At 72.0% G+C, this 15,822-nt stretch carries 11 protein-coding genes and 1 pseudogene; 5 read left to right on the forward strand and 7 right to left on the reverse strand.

Annotated elements, in window-relative coordinates; all coding sequences use genetic code 11:
• Nucleotides 1–471: 471 nt before the first annotated feature.
• The 3 genes from QC282_RS04110 to QC282_RS04120 all read left to right on the forward strand — a co-directional run bounded on the left by QC282_RS04110 (nucleotide 472) and on the right by QC282_RS04120 (nucleotide 4,034).
• Nucleotides 472–2,214 (forward strand): glycoside hydrolase family 6 protein, encoded by a 1,743-nt coding sequence (locus QC282_RS04110; protein ID WP_279547794.1) that lies wholly within the window; start codon nucleotides 472–474, stop codon nucleotides 2,212–2,214.
• A gap of 132 nt (nucleotides 2,215–2,346) precedes the next feature.
• On the forward strand, nucleotides 2,347–3,246 hold the full coding sequence (locus QC282_RS04115; protein ID WP_279547795.1) for a class I SAM-dependent methyltransferase: 900 nt from the start codon (nucleotides 2,347–2,349) through the stop codon (nucleotides 3,244–3,246).
• Nucleotides 3,247–3,332: 86 nt separating this feature from the next.
• Nucleotides 3,333–4,034, forward strand: coding sequence for an SDR family oxidoreductase (locus QC282_RS04120; RefSeq protein ID WP_279547796.1), 702 nt, complete (start codon nucleotides 3,333–3,335; stop codon nucleotides 4,032–4,034).
• Nucleotides 4,035–4,218: 184 nt separating this feature from the next.
• Here the strand turns inward: QC282_RS04120 and QC282_RS04125 are convergent, their stop codons facing one another.
• The 4 genes from QC282_RS04125 to QC282_RS04140 form a co-directional block, all read right to left on the reverse strand.
• A complete protein-coding gene (locus QC282_RS04125; RefSeq protein ID WP_279547797.1) occupies nucleotides 4,219–4,914 on the reverse strand; it encodes a glycoside hydrolase family 75 protein in 696 nt (231 codons plus the stop codon).
• A gap of 203 nt (nucleotides 4,915–5,117) precedes the next feature.
• The gene (locus tag QC282_RS04130) at nucleotides 5,118–5,909 is read right to left on the reverse strand and encodes an aldo/keto reductase (RefSeq protein ID WP_279547986.1); all 792 of its coding nucleotides are present in this window, start codon (nucleotides 5,907–5,909) and stop codon (nucleotides 5,118–5,120) included.
• A 184-nt stretch (nucleotides 5,910–6,093) separates the two neighbouring features.
• On the reverse strand, nucleotides 6,094–7,920 hold the full coding sequence (locus QC282_RS04135) for a long-chain fatty acid--CoA ligase (RefSeq protein ID WP_279547798.1): 1,827 nt from the start codon (nucleotides 7,918–7,920) through the stop codon (nucleotides 6,094–6,096).
• Nucleotides 7,921–8,377: 457 nt separating this feature from the next.
• The gene (locus QC282_RS04140) at nucleotides 8,378–9,256 is read right to left on the reverse strand and encodes a LysR substrate-binding domain-containing protein (RefSeq protein WP_279547799.1); all 879 of its coding nucleotides are present in this window, start codon (nucleotides 9,254–9,256) and stop codon (nucleotides 8,378–8,380) included.
• 166 nt (nucleotides 9,257–9,422) lie between these two features.
• Here QC282_RS04140 and QC282_RS04145 point away from each other — a divergent pair, with 166 nt between their 5' ends.
• On the forward strand, nucleotides 9,423–10,436 hold the full coding sequence (locus tag QC282_RS04145; protein ID WP_279547987.1) for a bile acid:sodium symporter: 1,014 nt from the start codon (nucleotides 9,423–9,425) through the stop codon (nucleotides 10,434–10,436).
• Between the two features lie 324 nt (nucleotides 10,437–10,760).
• On the opposite strand, the gene QC282_RS04150 is transcribed toward QC282_RS04145, so the two are convergent.
• The 3 genes and pseudogenes from QC282_RS04150 to QC282_RS04160 form a co-directional block, all read right to left on the reverse strand.
• Nucleotides 10,761–12,635, reverse strand: coding sequence for a sialidase family protein (locus tag QC282_RS04150; protein WP_279547800.1), 1,875 nt, complete (start codon nucleotides 12,633–12,635; stop codon nucleotides 10,761–10,763).
• Between the two features lie 283 nt (nucleotides 12,636–12,918).
• A complete protein-coding gene (gene fdhD, locus QC282_RS04155; protein WP_279547801.1) occupies nucleotides 12,919–13,767 on the reverse strand; it encodes a formate dehydrogenase accessory sulfurtransferase FdhD in 849 nt (282 codons plus the stop codon).
• A 7-nt stretch (nucleotides 13,768–13,774) separates the two neighbouring features.
• Nucleotides 13,775–13,996 (reverse strand): annotated as a pseudogene (locus QC282_RS04160) (Fe-S-binding domain-containing protein); the annotation flags it as partial.
• Nucleotides 13,997–14,401: 405 nt separating this feature from the next.
• On the opposite strand from QC282_RS04160, the gene QC282_RS04165 reads away from it, so the two are divergent.
• A complete protein-coding gene (locus tag QC282_RS04165) occupies nucleotides 14,402–15,733 on the forward strand; it encodes an OFA family MFS transporter (RefSeq protein ID WP_279547802.1) in 1,332 nt (443 codons plus the stop codon).
• The last annotated feature ends 89 nt before the right edge of the window (nucleotides 15,734–15,822 follow it).

The following is a 15,822-nucleotide window of genomic DNA, read 5'->3' on the forward strand; positions in this document are numbered from 1 at the left end:
CACCAGTGGGAGCGATTCCATCAGTCGGCACGCCTGTCACGGCGCGCCCGAGCTGCAAGGAGTCGCTCATGCGACACCCCCCGCGTTCAGCTCCTCCGTTCCTCACGGGCCGCACTCGCCTGCCCGGTGCGCCGCTGTCTCACCGCCGGCGTCCGGCATGCCCCGAGGGATTCCGGCGACCCGGCCGCCCCGTGCGTCCGGCGTCCCGGCGCGGGGACCGTCGCCACCACCCGGACGGGGAGCACGTCCGCCCCGCCCGCGTCGAGTTCCACGGCACGACCGGCAAGGTCGGCGCCGAGCCCCCGTTCCGGCCGACGGATCTCCCGAGCCGCCGGCCGATGGGAGCGCTCCCGCGCCATGCGTGACCGGCAACGGACCCGCGGGCACCGACGGCACGACCAGCCGTCCGCCCCGGCACCGACCGACGCCGCACCGCCAACACCCGCTCAACGGACAAGGGAACCCGCACTCATGAGCCGTAGCAGAACAGCGATGATCGCCGCGCTGGCGCTGGTCGCCGGGGCATCCGGGACCGCGCTCGCCGCGACGTCCGGGGGCGTCGGCACCGCCGCCGTCCCCTGCACCGTGGACTACAAGGTGCAGAACCAGTGGGCCACCGGTTTCACCGCCGCCGTCACCCTCACCAACAACAGCACCGCCAAGAGCTCCTGGTCGCTGAAGTGGACCTACGCCGGCAACCAGAAGATCACCAGCGGCTGGAACGCCAAGGTCAGCCAGAGCGGCGCGGCCGTCACCGCGTCCAACGAGTCGTACAACGCGACGCTGTCGAGCGGCGGTTCGGTCAGCTTCGGGTTCCAGGGCAGCTACAGCGGCACCAACGCGATCCCGGCCACCTTCACCCTCGACGGCGTCACCTGCAACGTCGACTCCGGCGGCGGCCCCACCAACCCGCCGACCGACCCGCCCACCGACCCGCCGACCGACCCGCCCGGCCCGACCGACAAGGTCGACAACCCGTTCACCGGCGCCAAGATGTACGTCAACCCGGACTGGTCGGCGAAGGCCGCGGCCGAACCGGGCGGCAGCCGCATCGCCAACCAGCCCACCGCCGTGTGGATGGACCGCATCGCCGCCATCGAGGGCGTCGGCGAGGCCATGGGCCTGCGCGAGCACCTCGACGAGGCCCTGAAGCAGAAGGGCACCGGCCAACTGGTCGTCAAGGTCGTCATCTACGACCTGCCCGGCCGTGACTGCGCGGCACTGGCCTCCAACGGCGAGCTCGGCCCGACGGAGATCGACAAGTACAAGACCCAGTACATCGACCCGATCGCGGCGATCATGTCCGACCCGAAGTACGCGGGTCTGCGCATCGCCACCGTCATCGAGCCCGACTCCCTGCCCAACCTGGTCACCAACGCCGGCGGCACCAACACCACCACCGAAGCCTGCGTGACCATGAAGGCCAACGGCAACTACGAGAAGGGCGTCAGCTACGCCCTCGACAAGCTCGGCGCCATCGGGAACGTCTACAACTACATCGACGCCGCCCACCACGGCTGGCTCGGCTGGGACACCAACCTCGACCCCGCCGTCCAGCTGTTCAAGAAGGTGGCCACCACCAACGGCGCGAGCGTGAGCGACGTCCACGGCTTCGTCACCAACACGGCCAACTACAGCGCCACGGTGGAGCCCAACTTCAAGATCACCGACTCGGTGAACGGGCAGACGGTGCGCCAGTCGAAGTGGATCGACTGGAACAACTACGCGGACGAGCAGTCCTTCGCCCAGGCGCTGCGCACCAAGCTCGTCGCGGCCGGCTTCCAGTCGAGCCTCGGCATGCTGATCGACACCTCGCGCAACGGCTGGGGCGGCACGGCCCGGCCCGCCGGCCCCGGCCCGCAGACCTCCGTCGACGCCTACGTGGACGGCGGCCGCACCGACCGGCGCATCCACGCCGGCAACTGGTGCAACCAGAGCGGTGCCGGCATCGGTGAACGACCCAAGGCCGCGCCTGCCGCCGGGATCGACGCCTACGTGTGGGTGAAGCCCCCGGGTGAGTCCGACGGCGCCAGCGAGGAGATCCCGAACGACGAGGGCAAGCGCTTCGACCGCATGTGCGACCCCACGTACGGGGGCAACCCCCGCAACGGCAACAACCCGACCGGTGCGCTCGCGAAGGCCCCGATCGCCGGGCAGTGGTTCTCGGCCCAGTTCCAGGAGCTCATCAAGAACGCCTACCCGCCGCTGTCCTGACGGCGCCCCCGCCGGGGCCCGGTCGTCCGGGCCCCGGCACGGGGTGAGCGTTTTGCGGTAACGGCAACAGCAGTGGCCTCCGTCCGGTGTGCCGTCGCACTCTGACGTCACACCGGACGAGAGGCTGATCCCATGGCGCACGACCACGACCACACGCACGCCCCCTCCTCCTCCCACCAGCACACGCACACCGACCACGACTGGGCCGAGATGGCCCCCCTGCTGGAGTCGCAGGCCGAACTCTTCACGCCCCTGTACGAGAAGGCCCTCGCCTGGCTGGCGAAGGAAGTGACCGAGCCGGGCCTGATCGTCGACGCGGGCAGCGGCCCCGGCGTCCTGTCCTGCCTGTTCGCCGAGACGTTCCCGGGCGCCCGAATCGTCGCCGTCGACGGTTCGCAGCCCCTGCTGGACCGGGCCAGGGCCCGCGCCGACCGCGAGGGCAGCGCCGACCGCTTCGGCACCCTGCTCGGCGAACTGCCCGACGTCCTCCAGGAGTTGGACTACCCGGCCGATCTGCTGTGGGCGAGCCGCAGCATCCACCACCTCGGCGACCAGCGCGCCGCGCTCACCGCGTTCGCCGAGCGCCTCGCACCCGGCGGCACCCTGGCCGTCCTGGAGGGCGGCCTGCCCCCGCGCTACCTGCCGCGCGACATCGGCTTCGGCCGCCCCGGCCTGCAGGCCCGCATCGACGTGCTGGAGGAGGAGCGGTTCGCCCGGATGCGGGCCGAGCTCCCGGGCTCCGTCGCGGAGACCGAGGACTGGCCGGCGCTGCTCACGGCCGCGGGCCTGAAGCACACCAGGACGCGCAGCTTCCTCCTCGACCTGCCCGCCCCGGCCACCGACCGCGTCCGCGACTACGTCGTCGCCACCCTCTCCCGCATCCGCGACCTCGTCGCCGACGGCCTCGACGACACCGACCGCGCCACCCTGGACCGGCTGCTCGACCCCGACGACCCGGCGAGCGTCCACCGCCGCCGCGACGTCTTCCTCCTCGCCGCCCACACGGTCCACACGGCGGTACGGCCGGTGTAGGCGCCCATCGACCCGCGGCGGGCTTGACTTGGAGAGCGCTCCAGCTGATGGACTCCCCGGCATTCACCGAAACACAGGGGGCAATCATGACCGACTCTCCGGTCGCGCTCGTCACGGGCGGCGGCAGCGGCATCGGCGCCGCCGTGGCACGGCGACTGCTGGCGGACGGCCACCGGGTCGCCGTCACCGGGCGCGGGGAGGAACGGCTGCGGGCGTTCGCGAAGGAGGTGGCCGAGCCGGACAGGCTGCTGACGATCACCGGGCACGCCGCCGACTACGCGCGGGTACGGGCCGCCGTCGACGCCACCGTGGCCGCGTTCGGGCGGCTGGACGTGGCCGTCGCCAACGCCGGGTTCGCCACGCACGACACCGTCGCCGAGGGCGATCCGGCCGGCTGGACGGAGATGGTGCTGACCAACGTCCTCGGGCCCGCGCTGCTGATCCGGGCGTCCGTCGACGCGCTCAGGGCGACGCGCGGGCGGATCGTGCTGGTCGGCAGCGTCGCCGGGTTCGTGCCGACGCCGGGCAACATCTACGGGGCGACCAAGTGGGCGGTGACCGGCCTCGCCGAGAACACCCGGCGCCAGGTCACCGAGTGGGGCGTCGGCGTGACCCTCGTCGCGCCCGGCCGGGTGGAGACCCCGTTCTGGGACTCCTACGGCAGCCTGCCGCCCGGCCACCTGCTCACCGCCGAACAGCTCGCCGACTCGGTCGCCTGGGCGGTCCGGCAGCCGGACGGCGTCGACGTCAACACCGTCGTCGTACGGCCCGTGGGGCAGCCCAACTGACGCGCGCGGGAACTGGGCCGGGTCCGCTAAGTCACGCCTGCCCCACCGCCCGAAGCCCGAGTACGCCCAGTACGAGGCCTTCCGGGCGGAACTCCCCCCGGTCTCCGGCCGGGGGACCCCCGGAGCACGCACCGGACGCCGCGCGGCCGCCCTCCGGGCGGCGACGCCGCTTCGCGGACACGGCCTAGTCGTCCGCGACCAGCTCCCGGGCCAGCCGCTCGCCCAGCGACACCGCCGCGCTGCGGTCCTCGATCGGCTTCACGCGCGCGTCCCGGAACAGGATGTACGTCACCCCGGAGGCGGCGCCGCCGGTGCGCGGGTCGGGATCGATGCCGAGCGACTTCGCCATGGCGTACGACGCCTCGCCGATGACGCCGGCCGGGCCGGCGTCGCCGACGACCCCGTACCGCACCCTGCCGTCGTGGATCACCGCGGCCACCGTGCCGCCCCCGATGCCCGACCGGGCGTGGTCCCACAGGCGGCTGGGGGCGGGGACGACGACGTGGGGGAGCCGGTCGGAGCGCAGGGCCCTGCCGTCCGACTGGCGGAACGCGGTGTCGGGCAGGAACCAGGGGTCCGTCGTCGGGTTGCATCTGGAGGTGCGGCGGCCGTCGCAGTCGATGTCCATGTCGGCCTTCCAGAACACGATGTCGTCCGTGCCGCACACGGGCACGGACGGCCGGGTGTGCGCGTCGGTGCGGTACTCGCCCCGGGAGACGCGGACGCAGTCGCGCACCTCGGCGAGCAGGTCCGCCGCGCCGACCGCGCTCCTGCGCACCAGTGCGGGCCCGGGGGTGCCGGCGGCGGTCGCGGGGAGCAGTCCCGCGGTGAGGAGGGCGGCCCCGGCGGCCGCTGCGAGGGGGAGGGAGCGGACGCGCACTGCGGGACCCTTCCTGTCAGGAAAGCTTCCTTACCGGCCGGGATCGGGCCGGGGCAACGGTGCGGTCCACACTGAACCGTCGGCCGGGGCCGGTCAAGGAAGGCCCCCGACCGGCGTGTGGCCCCGGACCACACGGGTCCGGGGCCACACGAGCCGCGTCACCGTCCGTACGGGACGGCACGTCAAGTGAGCCGGGAAGCGGCTCAGGCCATGTCGAACTCGGCCGGGTCCGGGCCCAGCCGGCGGTCCTCGTTCAGCGCGCTGATCGCCGCCAGGTCCTCGTCGTCCAGGCTGAAGTCGAACACCGCGATGTTCTCCCGGATCCGGGACGGCGTCACCGACTTCGGGATCACGACGTTGCCGAGCTGCAGGTGCCAGCGCAGCACGACCTGGGCCGGGGTGCGGTCGTGCTTCCGCGCGATCGCCACGATCGCCGGAACCTCCAGCAGGCCCTTGCCCTGGCCGAGCGGCGACCAGGCCTCCGTGGCGATGCCGTGCTCCGCGTGGTACTCACGGGCGGCGCGCTGCTGCAGGTGCGGGTGCAGCTCGATCTGGTTCACCGCGGGGACGACCGACGTCTCGCCGATCAGCCGCTCCAGGTGCTCCGGCAGGAAGTTGGACACGCCGATCGACCGGACCCGGCCGTCGGCGTGCAGCTTCTCGAACGCCTTGTACGTGTCGACGTACCGGCCCCGCGACGGCAGCGGCCAGTGGATCAGGTACAGGTCCACGTAGTCCAGGCCGAGCTTGTCCAGCGACGTGTCGAACGCGCGCAGCGTCGAGTCGTACCCCTGGTCGCTGTTCCAGAGCTTGGTGGTGACGAAGAGCTCCTCGCGCGCGATGCCCGAGGCGGCGATGGCCTTGCCGGTGCCCTCCTCGTTGCCGTAGATCGCCGCTGTGTCGATGCTGCGGTACCCGGCCTCCAGCGCCGTCGACACGGCCGTCTCGGCCTCGTCGTCCGGCACCTGCCACACGCCGAAGCCCAGCTGGGGCATCTCGACGCCGTTGTTCAGGGTGATCGGGGGGACCTTGCTCACGAGCTCTTGATCCTTCGGTTGTGGTCAGATGGTGCTTCCATCGTCAACGATCACGGGCGGCAACGCATTCCTGACCGCGGATTTCCGGTCGCACCGGCCACCGCGCGCGCACCCGCCGCAGCGTTCACGCCCGGTACAACGTTCACGCCCGGTACAACGCGTCGACCTCACCGGCGTACGCCTTCTCGATCGCCTTGCGCTTCAGCTTCAGCGACGGCGTCAGCAGCCCGTGCTCCTCGGTGAACGGCTGCGCCAGGATGCGGAACGTCCGGATCGACTCGGCCTGCGAGACCAGCGTGTTCGCCGCCACCACCGCGCGCCGCACCTCCGTCTCCAGGTCCGGGTCGCGCACCAGCTCCGCCGGCGCCAGCCGCGGCTTGCCGCGCATCGCCAGCCAGTGCTCGACCGCCTCGGTGTCCAGCGTGACCAGCGCCGCGATGTACGGGCGGTCGTTGCCGACCAGGATGCACTGGTTGACCAGCGGATGGTCCCGCACCCGCTCCTCCAGCACCCCCGGCGAGACACTCTTGCCGCCCGAGGTGACCAGGATCTCCTTCTTGCGGCCGGTGATCGTGAGGTAGCCGTCCTCGTCGAGGGAACCGAGGTCGCCCGTCGCGAGCCAGCCGTCCTGCAGGGCCTGGTCGGTGGCCTTCGGGTTGTTCAGATAGCCCTGGAAGATGTTGGCGCCGTGCAGCCACACCTCGTTGTCGTCCGCGATGTGCACGGTGACACCCGGAATGGGCTGCCCGACCGTGCCGTACCGGGTCCGTCCGGGCGGGTTCGCGGTCGCCGCCGCCGTCGACTCGGTCAGGCCGTAGCCCTCGTAGATGTGCACGCCCGCGCCCGCGAAGAACAGCCCCAGCCGCCGGTCCATGGCCGAACCGCCCGACATCGCGTGCCGGATCCGCCCGCCCATCGCCGCCCGCACCTTGGCGTACACCAGCTTGTCGAACAGCTGGTGCTGCATGCGCAGCCCCGCCGACGGCCCCGGCCCGACGCCCCACGCCTTCGCCTCCACGGCGTCCGCGTACCGCACCGCGACGTCGACGGCCCTCTCGAACGGCCCCGCCCGCCCCTCCTTCTCCGCCTTGCGGCGCGCGGAGTTGAACACCTTCTCGAAGATGTACGGCACCGCCAGGATGAACGTCGGCCGGAACGCCTGCAGGTCCGGCAGCAGCGCCGCCGCGTTCAGCTGCGGCTGGTGCCCGAACTTCACCCGGCCCCGGATCGCCGCGACCTCCACCATCCGCCCGAAGACGTGCGCGAGCGGCAGGAACAGCAGCGTCGCCGCCTCGTCGCCGCGCTTGGAGTGGAACACCGGCTCCCACCGCTCGACCATGGTGTCCGACTCGTACATGAAGTTGCCGTGCGAGATCACACAGCCCTTCGGGCGGCCCGTCGTGCCGGACGTGTAGATGATCGTCGCGACCGAGTCCGGCGTGACCGCCTGCCGGTGCCGGTGCACCACCTCGTCGTCGAGGTGCGCGCCCGCGTCGTACAACTCCCGCACCGCGCCCGCGTCCAGCTGCCACAGCTGCCGCAGCCGCGGCAACCGGTCGATGACCGTGGCGATCGTCATCGCGTGGTCCTCGTGCTCCACGACCGCCGCCGACACCTCCGCGTCGTACAGCATCCAGAAGCACTGCTCCGCCGACGACGTCGGGTACACCGGCACCACCTGCGCGCCGATCGTCCACAGCGCGAAGTCGAACAGCGTCCACTCGTAGCGGGTACGGGACATGATCGCGACCCGGTCCCCGAACCGGACCCCGCGCGCCAGCAGCCCCTTGGCGAGCGCCATCACCTCGTCGCGGAACTCGGCGGACGTCACGTCACGCCACTGGCCCGCGTCGTCCTTGCGGCCCAGCGCGATGCGCAGCGGGTCTCGGCGGGCATGCTCGAAGACGACGTCGGCCAGACCGCCCACCGGCGGTGCCAGCGCCAACGGAGGGTTGGTGAACTCGCGCAAACCCGCTCCCCGCTTCTCGGCCCTCGGTCTGCCTGTGACACGGCTCGTGGCACCCGTTGGGTGACACCGTGCGCGACACGGCTGGTGACGCCCCGCACAGCGCGGTGAAAGCTACCCCACCCACCAACCGGCCGGGAGGGGATCCGGCGCCCGCGGTCACTCCCGTCTGCCCTGGTCAACGGGGAAAATGCGCTCACATGGGGAAGTGCCGGACACATTCCTGACGGTTGAGTAAGTTTCGGTGCCGCAATCTCCACCGAATCTGTACGATCCGACCGCCGCCCTCCGCTCCGGAGCGCGACCGATGCCCGGGCCCCGACCGGCGGCCCCACCGGCCCGCGTCGAGGTCCTCCTCGCCGGCGGCCGCCGCCCACGGCGCACCGCCCTTCTGATCAGACCAGCGCCGAAGCCGCCGAATTCGTCACCGCCGCTCCGGCGAACCTCTCCGCGGCAGCCGTCACGGGCCCTCGCGGCGACGCTGCTGCAGCCGGTCACCGCCCGCCAGGATCTTCGCCGCCAGCGCGTCCGCCGCGTCCTGCGCCGTGGTGCGGCGCCGCCCGTGCACCAGCACGAAGTCCACCCGCCCCAGCTCCGGCAGCCCCGAACGCTCCGGCACCCGCACCAGACCCGGCGGGATCAGACCCCGCGAGTGCGCCATCACCCCCAGCCCGGCCCGCGCTGCCGCGATCAGACCGTTCAGGCTGCCGCTCGTGCACGCGATCCGCCACTCGCGCCCCTGCCGCTGCAGCGCCTCCAGAGCCAGCGCCCGGGTGATGCCGGGCGGCGGATACACGATCAGCGGCACCGGACGCTCCGGGTCCAGCCGCAGCCGCTCCGCGCCGATCCACACCAGCCGGTCCTGCCACACCGGCTCACCGCGCGGGTCCTCCGGCCGCCGCTTCGCCAGCACCAGATCCAGCTTCCCGGCCGCCAGCTGCTCGTGCAGCGTGCCCGACAGCTCCACCGTCAGCTCCAGATCGACCTCGGGATGCTCGTGCCGGAAACCCTCCAGGATCTCCGGCAGCCGGGTCAGCACGAAGTCCTCCGACGCGCCGAACCGCAGCCGCCCCCGCAGCCGCGTCCCCGTGAAGAACGCCGCCGCCTGCTCGTGCACCGCCAGAATCCGGCGCGCGAAACCCAGCATCGCCTCGCCGTCCTCGGTCAGCTCCACCGAGTGCGTGTCCCGCGTGAACAACTGCCGGCCGGTCGCGTCCTCCAGCCGCCGCACGTGCTGGCTCACGGTCGACTGACGCAGCCCGAGCCGCCGCGCGGCCTGCGTGAAGCTCAGCGTCTGCGCCACCGCCAGAAAGGTCCGCAGCTGGGAAGGCTCGTACACACCGCACAGCCTACGGCCGCCCATCACGCGACGCGATGACAGTGAGAACGGTGTACGGGATTCCCGATCGCCGAAGAGGGGATCACGATGGAACGGGGAACCCGTGACCCCGAGCACGTCACCGAGCAAGTGGAGCACCGTGAAACACCTGCGCTGGCCGAGCTGGATGCCGGTCGACCCCTACATCCTGCTGCTCCTCGGGACGGTGGGCCTCGCGGCGCTCCTACCGGCCCGCGGGACGACGGCCGACGTCGCCTCCGGCGCCTCCACCGCCGCGATCGCCTTCCTCTTCTTCCTCTACGGCGCCCGCCTGTCCACCCGCGAGGCCCTCGACGGCCTCAAGCACTGGCGCCTCCACATCACCGTCCTCGCCTGCACCTTCGTGGTGTTCCCGCTGCTCGGCCTCGCCGCCCGCGGACTCGTCCCGGTCCTCCTGACCGACCCCCTCTACCAGGGCCTGCTCTTCCTCACCCTCGTCCCGTCGACCATCCAGTCGTCGATCGCCTTCACCTCCATCGCCCGCGGCAACGTGCCCGCCGCGATCTGCGCCGGCTCCTTCTCCTCCCTCGTCGGCATCGTCCTCACCCCACTGCTCGCCGCCGCCCTGCTCGGCGGCGCCGTCGGCGGCTTCTCCGCCGACTCCGTCGTGAAGATCGTGCTGCAACTGCTCGTGCCGTTCGTCGCCGGACAACTGCTGCGCCGCTGGATCGGCGCCTTCGTCGCCCGGCACCGCAAGGCCCTCGGCCTCGTCGACCGCGGATCGATCCTCCTCGTCGTCTACACCGCGTTCAGCGCCGGCATGGTGCAGGGCATCTGGCACCGGGTGAGCCCCGCCCGGCTGGCCGGACTGCTCGCCGTCGAGGTCGTGCTGCTCGCCCTGATGCTGGCCCTGACCTGGTACGGCGCCAGGGCACTCGGCTTCGGACGCGCGGACCGGATCGCCATCCAGTTCGCCGGCTCCAAGAAGTCCCTCGCCGCCGGACTGCCCATGGCGAGCGTCCTGTTCGGCGCCCACGCCTCCCTGGCCGTGCTCCCGCTGATGCTGTTCCACCAGATGCAGCTGATGGTGTGCGCCGTGATCGCCAAGCGCCGCTCGCGCGACCCCCGCGAGGACGCCACCTCACCGGCAGGAACCGCGGCGTCACGAACCGCGGTCGGTACCGGGACACGTCCCGGCTGAGCCGGTCGGCCGCGCCCGCGTGTCCAGCCGGTCGGCGTCGTGGCTCGGGACGAGCGGCGGGTCGCTCGGGACGAGCGGCGGGCGGACCCGGTGGTGAGGGGTGTCGTCGGTCGACCAGGACGCGACCGTACGCGGTATACAGTCGCCGCCCTGCAGTCGTCCGTCGTCCGTCGTCCGTCGGCGGTCGGCGGTCGCCCGTTGTCCGTCGGTGGTCGGCGGGCGGCGAGCAGCACCGCCGCGAGAACCGGGGCCGGCAACCAGGCCGACCCCGATTCCCGCGCGCCGGCGGGCGCGTGCCGCGTCCTCGCCGCACCCACCGGGGCGCTAGCTGCTGCCGCCCACCCGGTCCATGGGCAGCCACGCGACCGTGCCCCGGGTGGCCGGAGCCGTCCGCCCGGTGGTGAGTTCCTCGTCGGTGAGCGCCCGGTTCCACACCCGGACGTCGTCGATCGCGCCGGTGAAGAACGCCCGGCTGTCCATGCGCTGGCCGACGTGCACACCGAACGGCGAGTTCCGGCTGACCGATCCGGCCGGCGCGGCCACGGAGCCGACCGGCGCACCGTCCAGGAACATCGTGAGTTCGCCGCCGGCACGGCGCAGCGCCAGCTGGTGCCACTGGCCGTCGTTGTACGCGCCCGTGGTGCGCACGGACGCCGAGCGAGGGGCGGCGGCTCCGTCGCGGACGGTCATCAGGCCCTGGACGCGGTTGTTCGCGGGCTCGCCGCGCAGCCAGACCTGGGGCTGACCGGTGCCGATGCCGCCCATCCACAGCAGCGGCTGCTCACCCGAGGCGGCCGTGTACCGGAACCACAACGACGCCGTGAAGTCCCCTTCGCCGAGACGGAGTTGTTCACGGTAGGGGAGACGCACGGCGTCGTCGGCGCCGTCGAAGCCGAGCGCGCCGCCCCGCACCCCGTCCGTCGCCCGGGCGCCGCCGAGAACGGCCGCGGGCCTGCCGTGCGCGGCGACGTCCGCGGTCGTCGGGTCGGGGCCGCGGCGCGGTGCCAGCCAGTTGTCCGTGAAACGGGCGAAGCGGATCTCGTCCCGGGCGTCGACGGCGCCGCCCTCGTACATCAGCCCCACCGTGTCCCGGTCGACGTCGACCAGATCGGAGTAGCCGGACCAGTCCCGCGTGACGACCGTGCCGCGGTCCACGCTGTCCCAGGTGCGGCCACCGTCGTAGGAGGAGCGGATCATCATCGTGCGACGGCGGTCGGGGTCGGCCGGCGCGGACAGCAGGATACGGTCGCCGCGCCGCAGTACGGCACCCTGCACCTGCGGTGTGTACAGGTCGGGGACGGCCCGGAAGGGCCCGGCGAAGCTGTCGCCGCCGTCCCGGCTGACGGTCTGGGAGCGGTGGCCGAGGTCGGTGCCCTCCTGTTCCCTGCCGCTGACCAGGATCGTGCCGTCGGCGCGTTCGGTGAGGGTCACCTCGGAGGGCTTCTGCCGGAAGGTGCCGTCCGCGGCGACCGGCCAGCTGTCGGTGGCGCCGATCCGCCAGGAGTCGCCGCCGTCGTCGCTGACGACGAGCGCCGCGTGGTTGGCGGTCACCCGGCCGCCGCTCCACGTCTCGGTGTTGACGCCGAACACCAGCCGCCCGGCGTGCCGGCCGCGGGTGAGCTGGATGCCGTGCACGGGGCCGGTCGCGTACCAGGAGTTCCAGTGCGCCGGCAGGATCTGGTCGCTCAGGTCGCGCGGCTTCGACCAGGTGCGGCCGTCGTCGTCGCTGTACTGCAGATGAGGGGTGCGGTCGCAGGGCACCGCGCAGTTGCCGCTGTCGGTGCGGCCCGTGTTGTACGTCTCGGCGAGCAGGATCCGGCCCGTGTCGCGGTCGACCAGCGGCGCCGGGTTGCCGTGCGTGTCGCCGGCGCCCTCGTTGACGACCTGGAGCGGGCCCCAGGTGCGGCCGCCGTCGGTGGACCGTTTGAGGACGATGTCGATGTCGGCCGCGTCCCCGCAGTTGAGGACACGGCCCTCGGCGAAGGCGAGCAGCGTGCCGTTCGTGGTCCGCACGATCGCCGGGATGCGGAAGCAGGCGTAACCGGGGTCCTGGGACGCCTTGAAGAGGGTCTGCTGTTCGAAGTGCGGGGCGGCGGAGGCGGATTCGGCCTGGGCGGGCGCGGGCAGTGCGGCTGTCGCCGCGAGGGCGATCAGGGCGACGAGCGGGTATCTCAGACGGGTACGAAGACGTGCCGGCATGGTGCGACCTGCCCTTCATAGGTCTGGTCGTGCGGTCCGGTCATTGGCCCAGACATCTGAACATCAGGACATCCCATGTCCAGAGGGCGGGCGGCCGACGTTAGTTGGGCCGCCGCCCGCCCCGCAAGAACCGTGCACGTGTCGCCGCGCGAACCATGCCGCGACCTGAAGCCCCGTCACCCGCATGGTGGCCACCGGCCGTTGGCCGAGCCGGGGCGCCAGCGGCGCAGGGGGCGTTCCCCGCCGGTCGGGGCTCCGCCGCCGTGCCGCGGGAACCGGGCTGTCAGCCCTGGGGGGCCGCGGCTCGCAGGGCGACCCGGTCCTCACCCGCGTACACGTTCATGGAACTGCCCCGCAGAAAGCCCACCAGGGTCAGGCCCGTCTCCGCGGCCAGGTCCACCGCCAGGGACGACGGCGCGGACACCGCCGCCAGCACCGGGATGCCCGCCATGACCGCCTTCTGCGCCAGCTCGAACGACGCCCGGCCCGACACCAGCAGGATCGCCCGGGACAGCGGCAGGCCGCCGCTGCGCAGGGCGCGGCCGACCAGCTTGTCGACCGCGTTGTGCCGGCCCACGTCCTCCCGCACGTCCAGCAGCTCGCCGTCCTCGGAGAACAGCGCCGCCGCGTGCAGACCCCCGGTCCGGTCGAACACCCGCTGAGCCGCCCGCAGCCGGTCGGGGAGTCCGGCGAGCAGCTCGGGCGTGACACGGACCGGGGGAGTGTCGGCGATGGGCCAGCGTGCCGTCGTACGGACCGCGTCCAGGCTCGCCTTGCCGCACAGACCGCAGGACGAGGTCGTGTACACGTTGCGCTCGAGGGTGATGTCGGGCATCGCCACGCCGGGGGACGTCTTCACGTCGACGACGTTGTACGTGTTGGAGCCGTCGACCGTCGCCCCCGCGCAGTAGACGATGTTCTGCAGATCGGATACGGCAGCCAGTACACCCTCGCTGACCAGGAAACCGGCGGCGAGCGCGAAGTCGTCGCCCGGCGTGCGCATGGTGATCGCGAGCGGCCTGCCGTTCAGCCGGATCTCCAGCGGCTCCTCGGCGACCAGGGTGTCCGGGCGGGACGAGACGGCACCGTCCCGGATGCGGAGCACCTTGCGTCGTTCCGTGACTCGTCCCATGTCCTGATCAGCCCCGGTTCTGTACGTGCTGGTAGCCGAAACGGCCCTTGATGCAGAGGTTGCCGTGGGTCACCGGGTTGTCGTGCGGCGAGGTGACCTTCACGATCTCATTGTCCTGCACGTGCAGCGTCAGGTTGCAGCCCACGCCGCAGTACGCGCACACCGTCGTCGTCCCGGTCTGCCGCGACTCGTCCCACGTCCCGGCCGCCCGCATGTCGAACTCCGACTCGGTCGAACTCCGACATAGGCGCCGATCGCACCGGCGCCGAGAACTGCGACTTTCACGGGAACGCTCCGTTCGGTTCGAGGGATACCGCGGAGGTGGCCGGGGGTGGCCGCGAGGATGGCCGGAGGTGGCCGGGAGGGGCCGTGGGGTGAGCCGGGTGGCGGAGACTGCGTGGGGGCATCGTGTCGGCCGACCGACCGGCTTGTGGGGCCAGCCTCGATGGTGTCGACGAAACATTTTCCACAGTATGGAAGTTGGGGCGGCAAGGGTCTGAGTACGGGTCTGTTGGCGACCGAAGCCTGTATGTGATCGGTGGGCGACCGTTCGTCGCATGCTGCATACCGCTCATCGCATACGGTCGACCTGCCGTCTTCTCAACTCACCGACCGGTTCCTACCGTTCCGGATCATGAGTCCACCGGTCGCACCCGCGGGCTGGAGCCGCTGGCTCGTTCCGCCCGCCGCCCTCTCCGTCCACCTCTCCATCGGACAGGCCTACGCCTGGAGCGTGTTCAAGCCGCCTCTCGAGTCCGCGCTCGGTCTCAGCGGCACCCAGAGCGCGCTGCCCTTCCAGCTCGGCATCGTCATGCTCGGCCTGTCCGCCGCGTTCGGCGGCACCCTCGTCGAACGCAACGGGCCCCGCTGGGCGATGACCGTCGCCCTGGTCTGCTTCTCCTCCGGGTTCCTGCTCTCCGCACTCGGCGCGGCCACCGAGCAGTACTGGCTGATCGTCCTCGGCTACGGCTTCGTCGGCGGGATCGGCCTCGGCATCGGCTACATCTCGCCCGTCTCGACCCTGATCAAGTGGTTCCCCGACCGGCCCGGCATGGCCACCGGCATCGCAATCATGGGCTTCGGCGGCGGCGCGCTCATCGCCTCGCCGTGGTCGGCGCAGATGCTGGAGTCGTTCGGCACCGACAGTTCCGGCATCGCCCTCGCGTTTGTCGTACACGGGCTTTCGTATGCGGTCTTCATGGCGCTCGGCGTGCTGCTGGTGCGGGTGCCGCGCAGCGCACGGCCCGTCGACAGCGGTCCGAGTGCGCTCGACGGGCCGCAGGTCTCCGCCCGCGGCGCGATGCGCACCCCGCAGTTCTGGTGCCTGTGGATCGTGCTCTGCACGAACGTCACCGCCGGCATCGGCATCCTGGAGAAGGCCGCCCCGATGATCACCGACTTCTTCGCGGACACCTCGGCGCCGGTCTCGGCGACGGCCGCCGCGTGCTTCGTCGCGCTGCTGTCGGCGGCCAACATGGCCGGCCGCATCGGCTGGTCGTCGGCCTCCGACCTCATCGGACGCAAGAACATCTACCGCGTCTACCTCGGCGTCGGCGCCCTGACGTACGGGCTGATCGCGCTGTTCGGCGACTCGTCCAAGCCGCTGTTCGTGCTGGGCGCGCTGGTGATCCTCTCCTTCTACGGCGGCGGCTTCGCGACGATCCCCGCCTACCTGAAGGACCTCTTCGGCACCTACCAGGTCGGCGCCATCCACGGCCGGCTGCTCACCGCATGGTCCACGGCCGGTGTCCTCGGACCGCTGATCGTCAACTGGATCGCCGACCGTCAGGAGGAGGCCGGCCGGAGCGGTCCGGCCCTGTACGGGATGTCCTTCGTGATCATGATCGGGCTGCTCGTCGTCGGGTTCGCCGCCAACGAACTCGTCCGGCCCGTGCACCCCCGCCACCACGTCCCCGCACCCCAGGAGGCCGCCGATGACCGGCGACAGCAGCCAGAGTCCGCCTAGCCGGCGGGGCCTGATCGCCTTCGCCTGGCTGTGGGTGGGCGCACCGCTTGCCTACGGCCTGTACGAACTCGTCCGCAAAGCCACCCAAT

The sequence above is a fragment of the Streptomyces sp. DH24 genome (genome assembly GCF_029813775.1).
In the GTDB taxonomy this organism is placed as follows: Bacteria; Actinomycetota; Actinomycetes; order Streptomycetales; family Streptomycetaceae; genus Streptomyces.

What these genes read in the sequence shown, in the direction of transcription:
- QC282_RS04110 (WP_279547794.1), top strand. Translation starts at nt 472, where the DNA reads ATGAGCCGTAGCAGAACAGCGATGATCGCCGCGCTGGCGCTGGTCGCC.
- QC282_RS04115 (WP_279547795.1), top strand. Translation starts at nt 2,347, where the DNA reads ATGGCGCACGACCACGACCACACGCACGCCCCCTCCTCCTCCCACCAG.
- QC282_RS04120 (WP_279547796.1), top strand. Translation starts at nt 3,333, where the DNA reads ATGACCGACTCTCCGGTCGCGCTCGTCACGGGCGGCGGCAGCGGCATC.
- QC282_RS04130 (WP_279547986.1), bottom strand. Translation starts at nt 5,909, where the DNA reads ATGCCCCAGCTGGGCTTCGGCGTGTGGCAGGTGCCGGACGACGAGGCC.
- QC282_RS04145 (WP_279547987.1), top strand. Translation starts at nt 9,423, where the DNA reads ATGCCGGTCGACCCCTACATCCTGCTGCTCCTCGGGACGGTGGGCCTC.
- QC282_RS04150 (WP_279547800.1), bottom strand. Translation starts at nt 12,635, where the DNA reads ATGCCGGCACGTCTTCGTACCCGTCTGAGATACCCGCTCGTCGCCCTG.
- fdhD (WP_279547801.1), bottom strand. Translation starts at nt 13,767, where the DNA reads ATGGGACGAGTCACGGAACGACGCAAGGTGCTCCGCATCCGGGACGGT.
- QC282_RS04165 (WP_279547802.1), top strand. Translation starts at nt 14,402, where the DNA reads ATGAGTCCACCGGTCGCACCCGCGGGCTGGAGCCGCTGGCTCGTTCCG.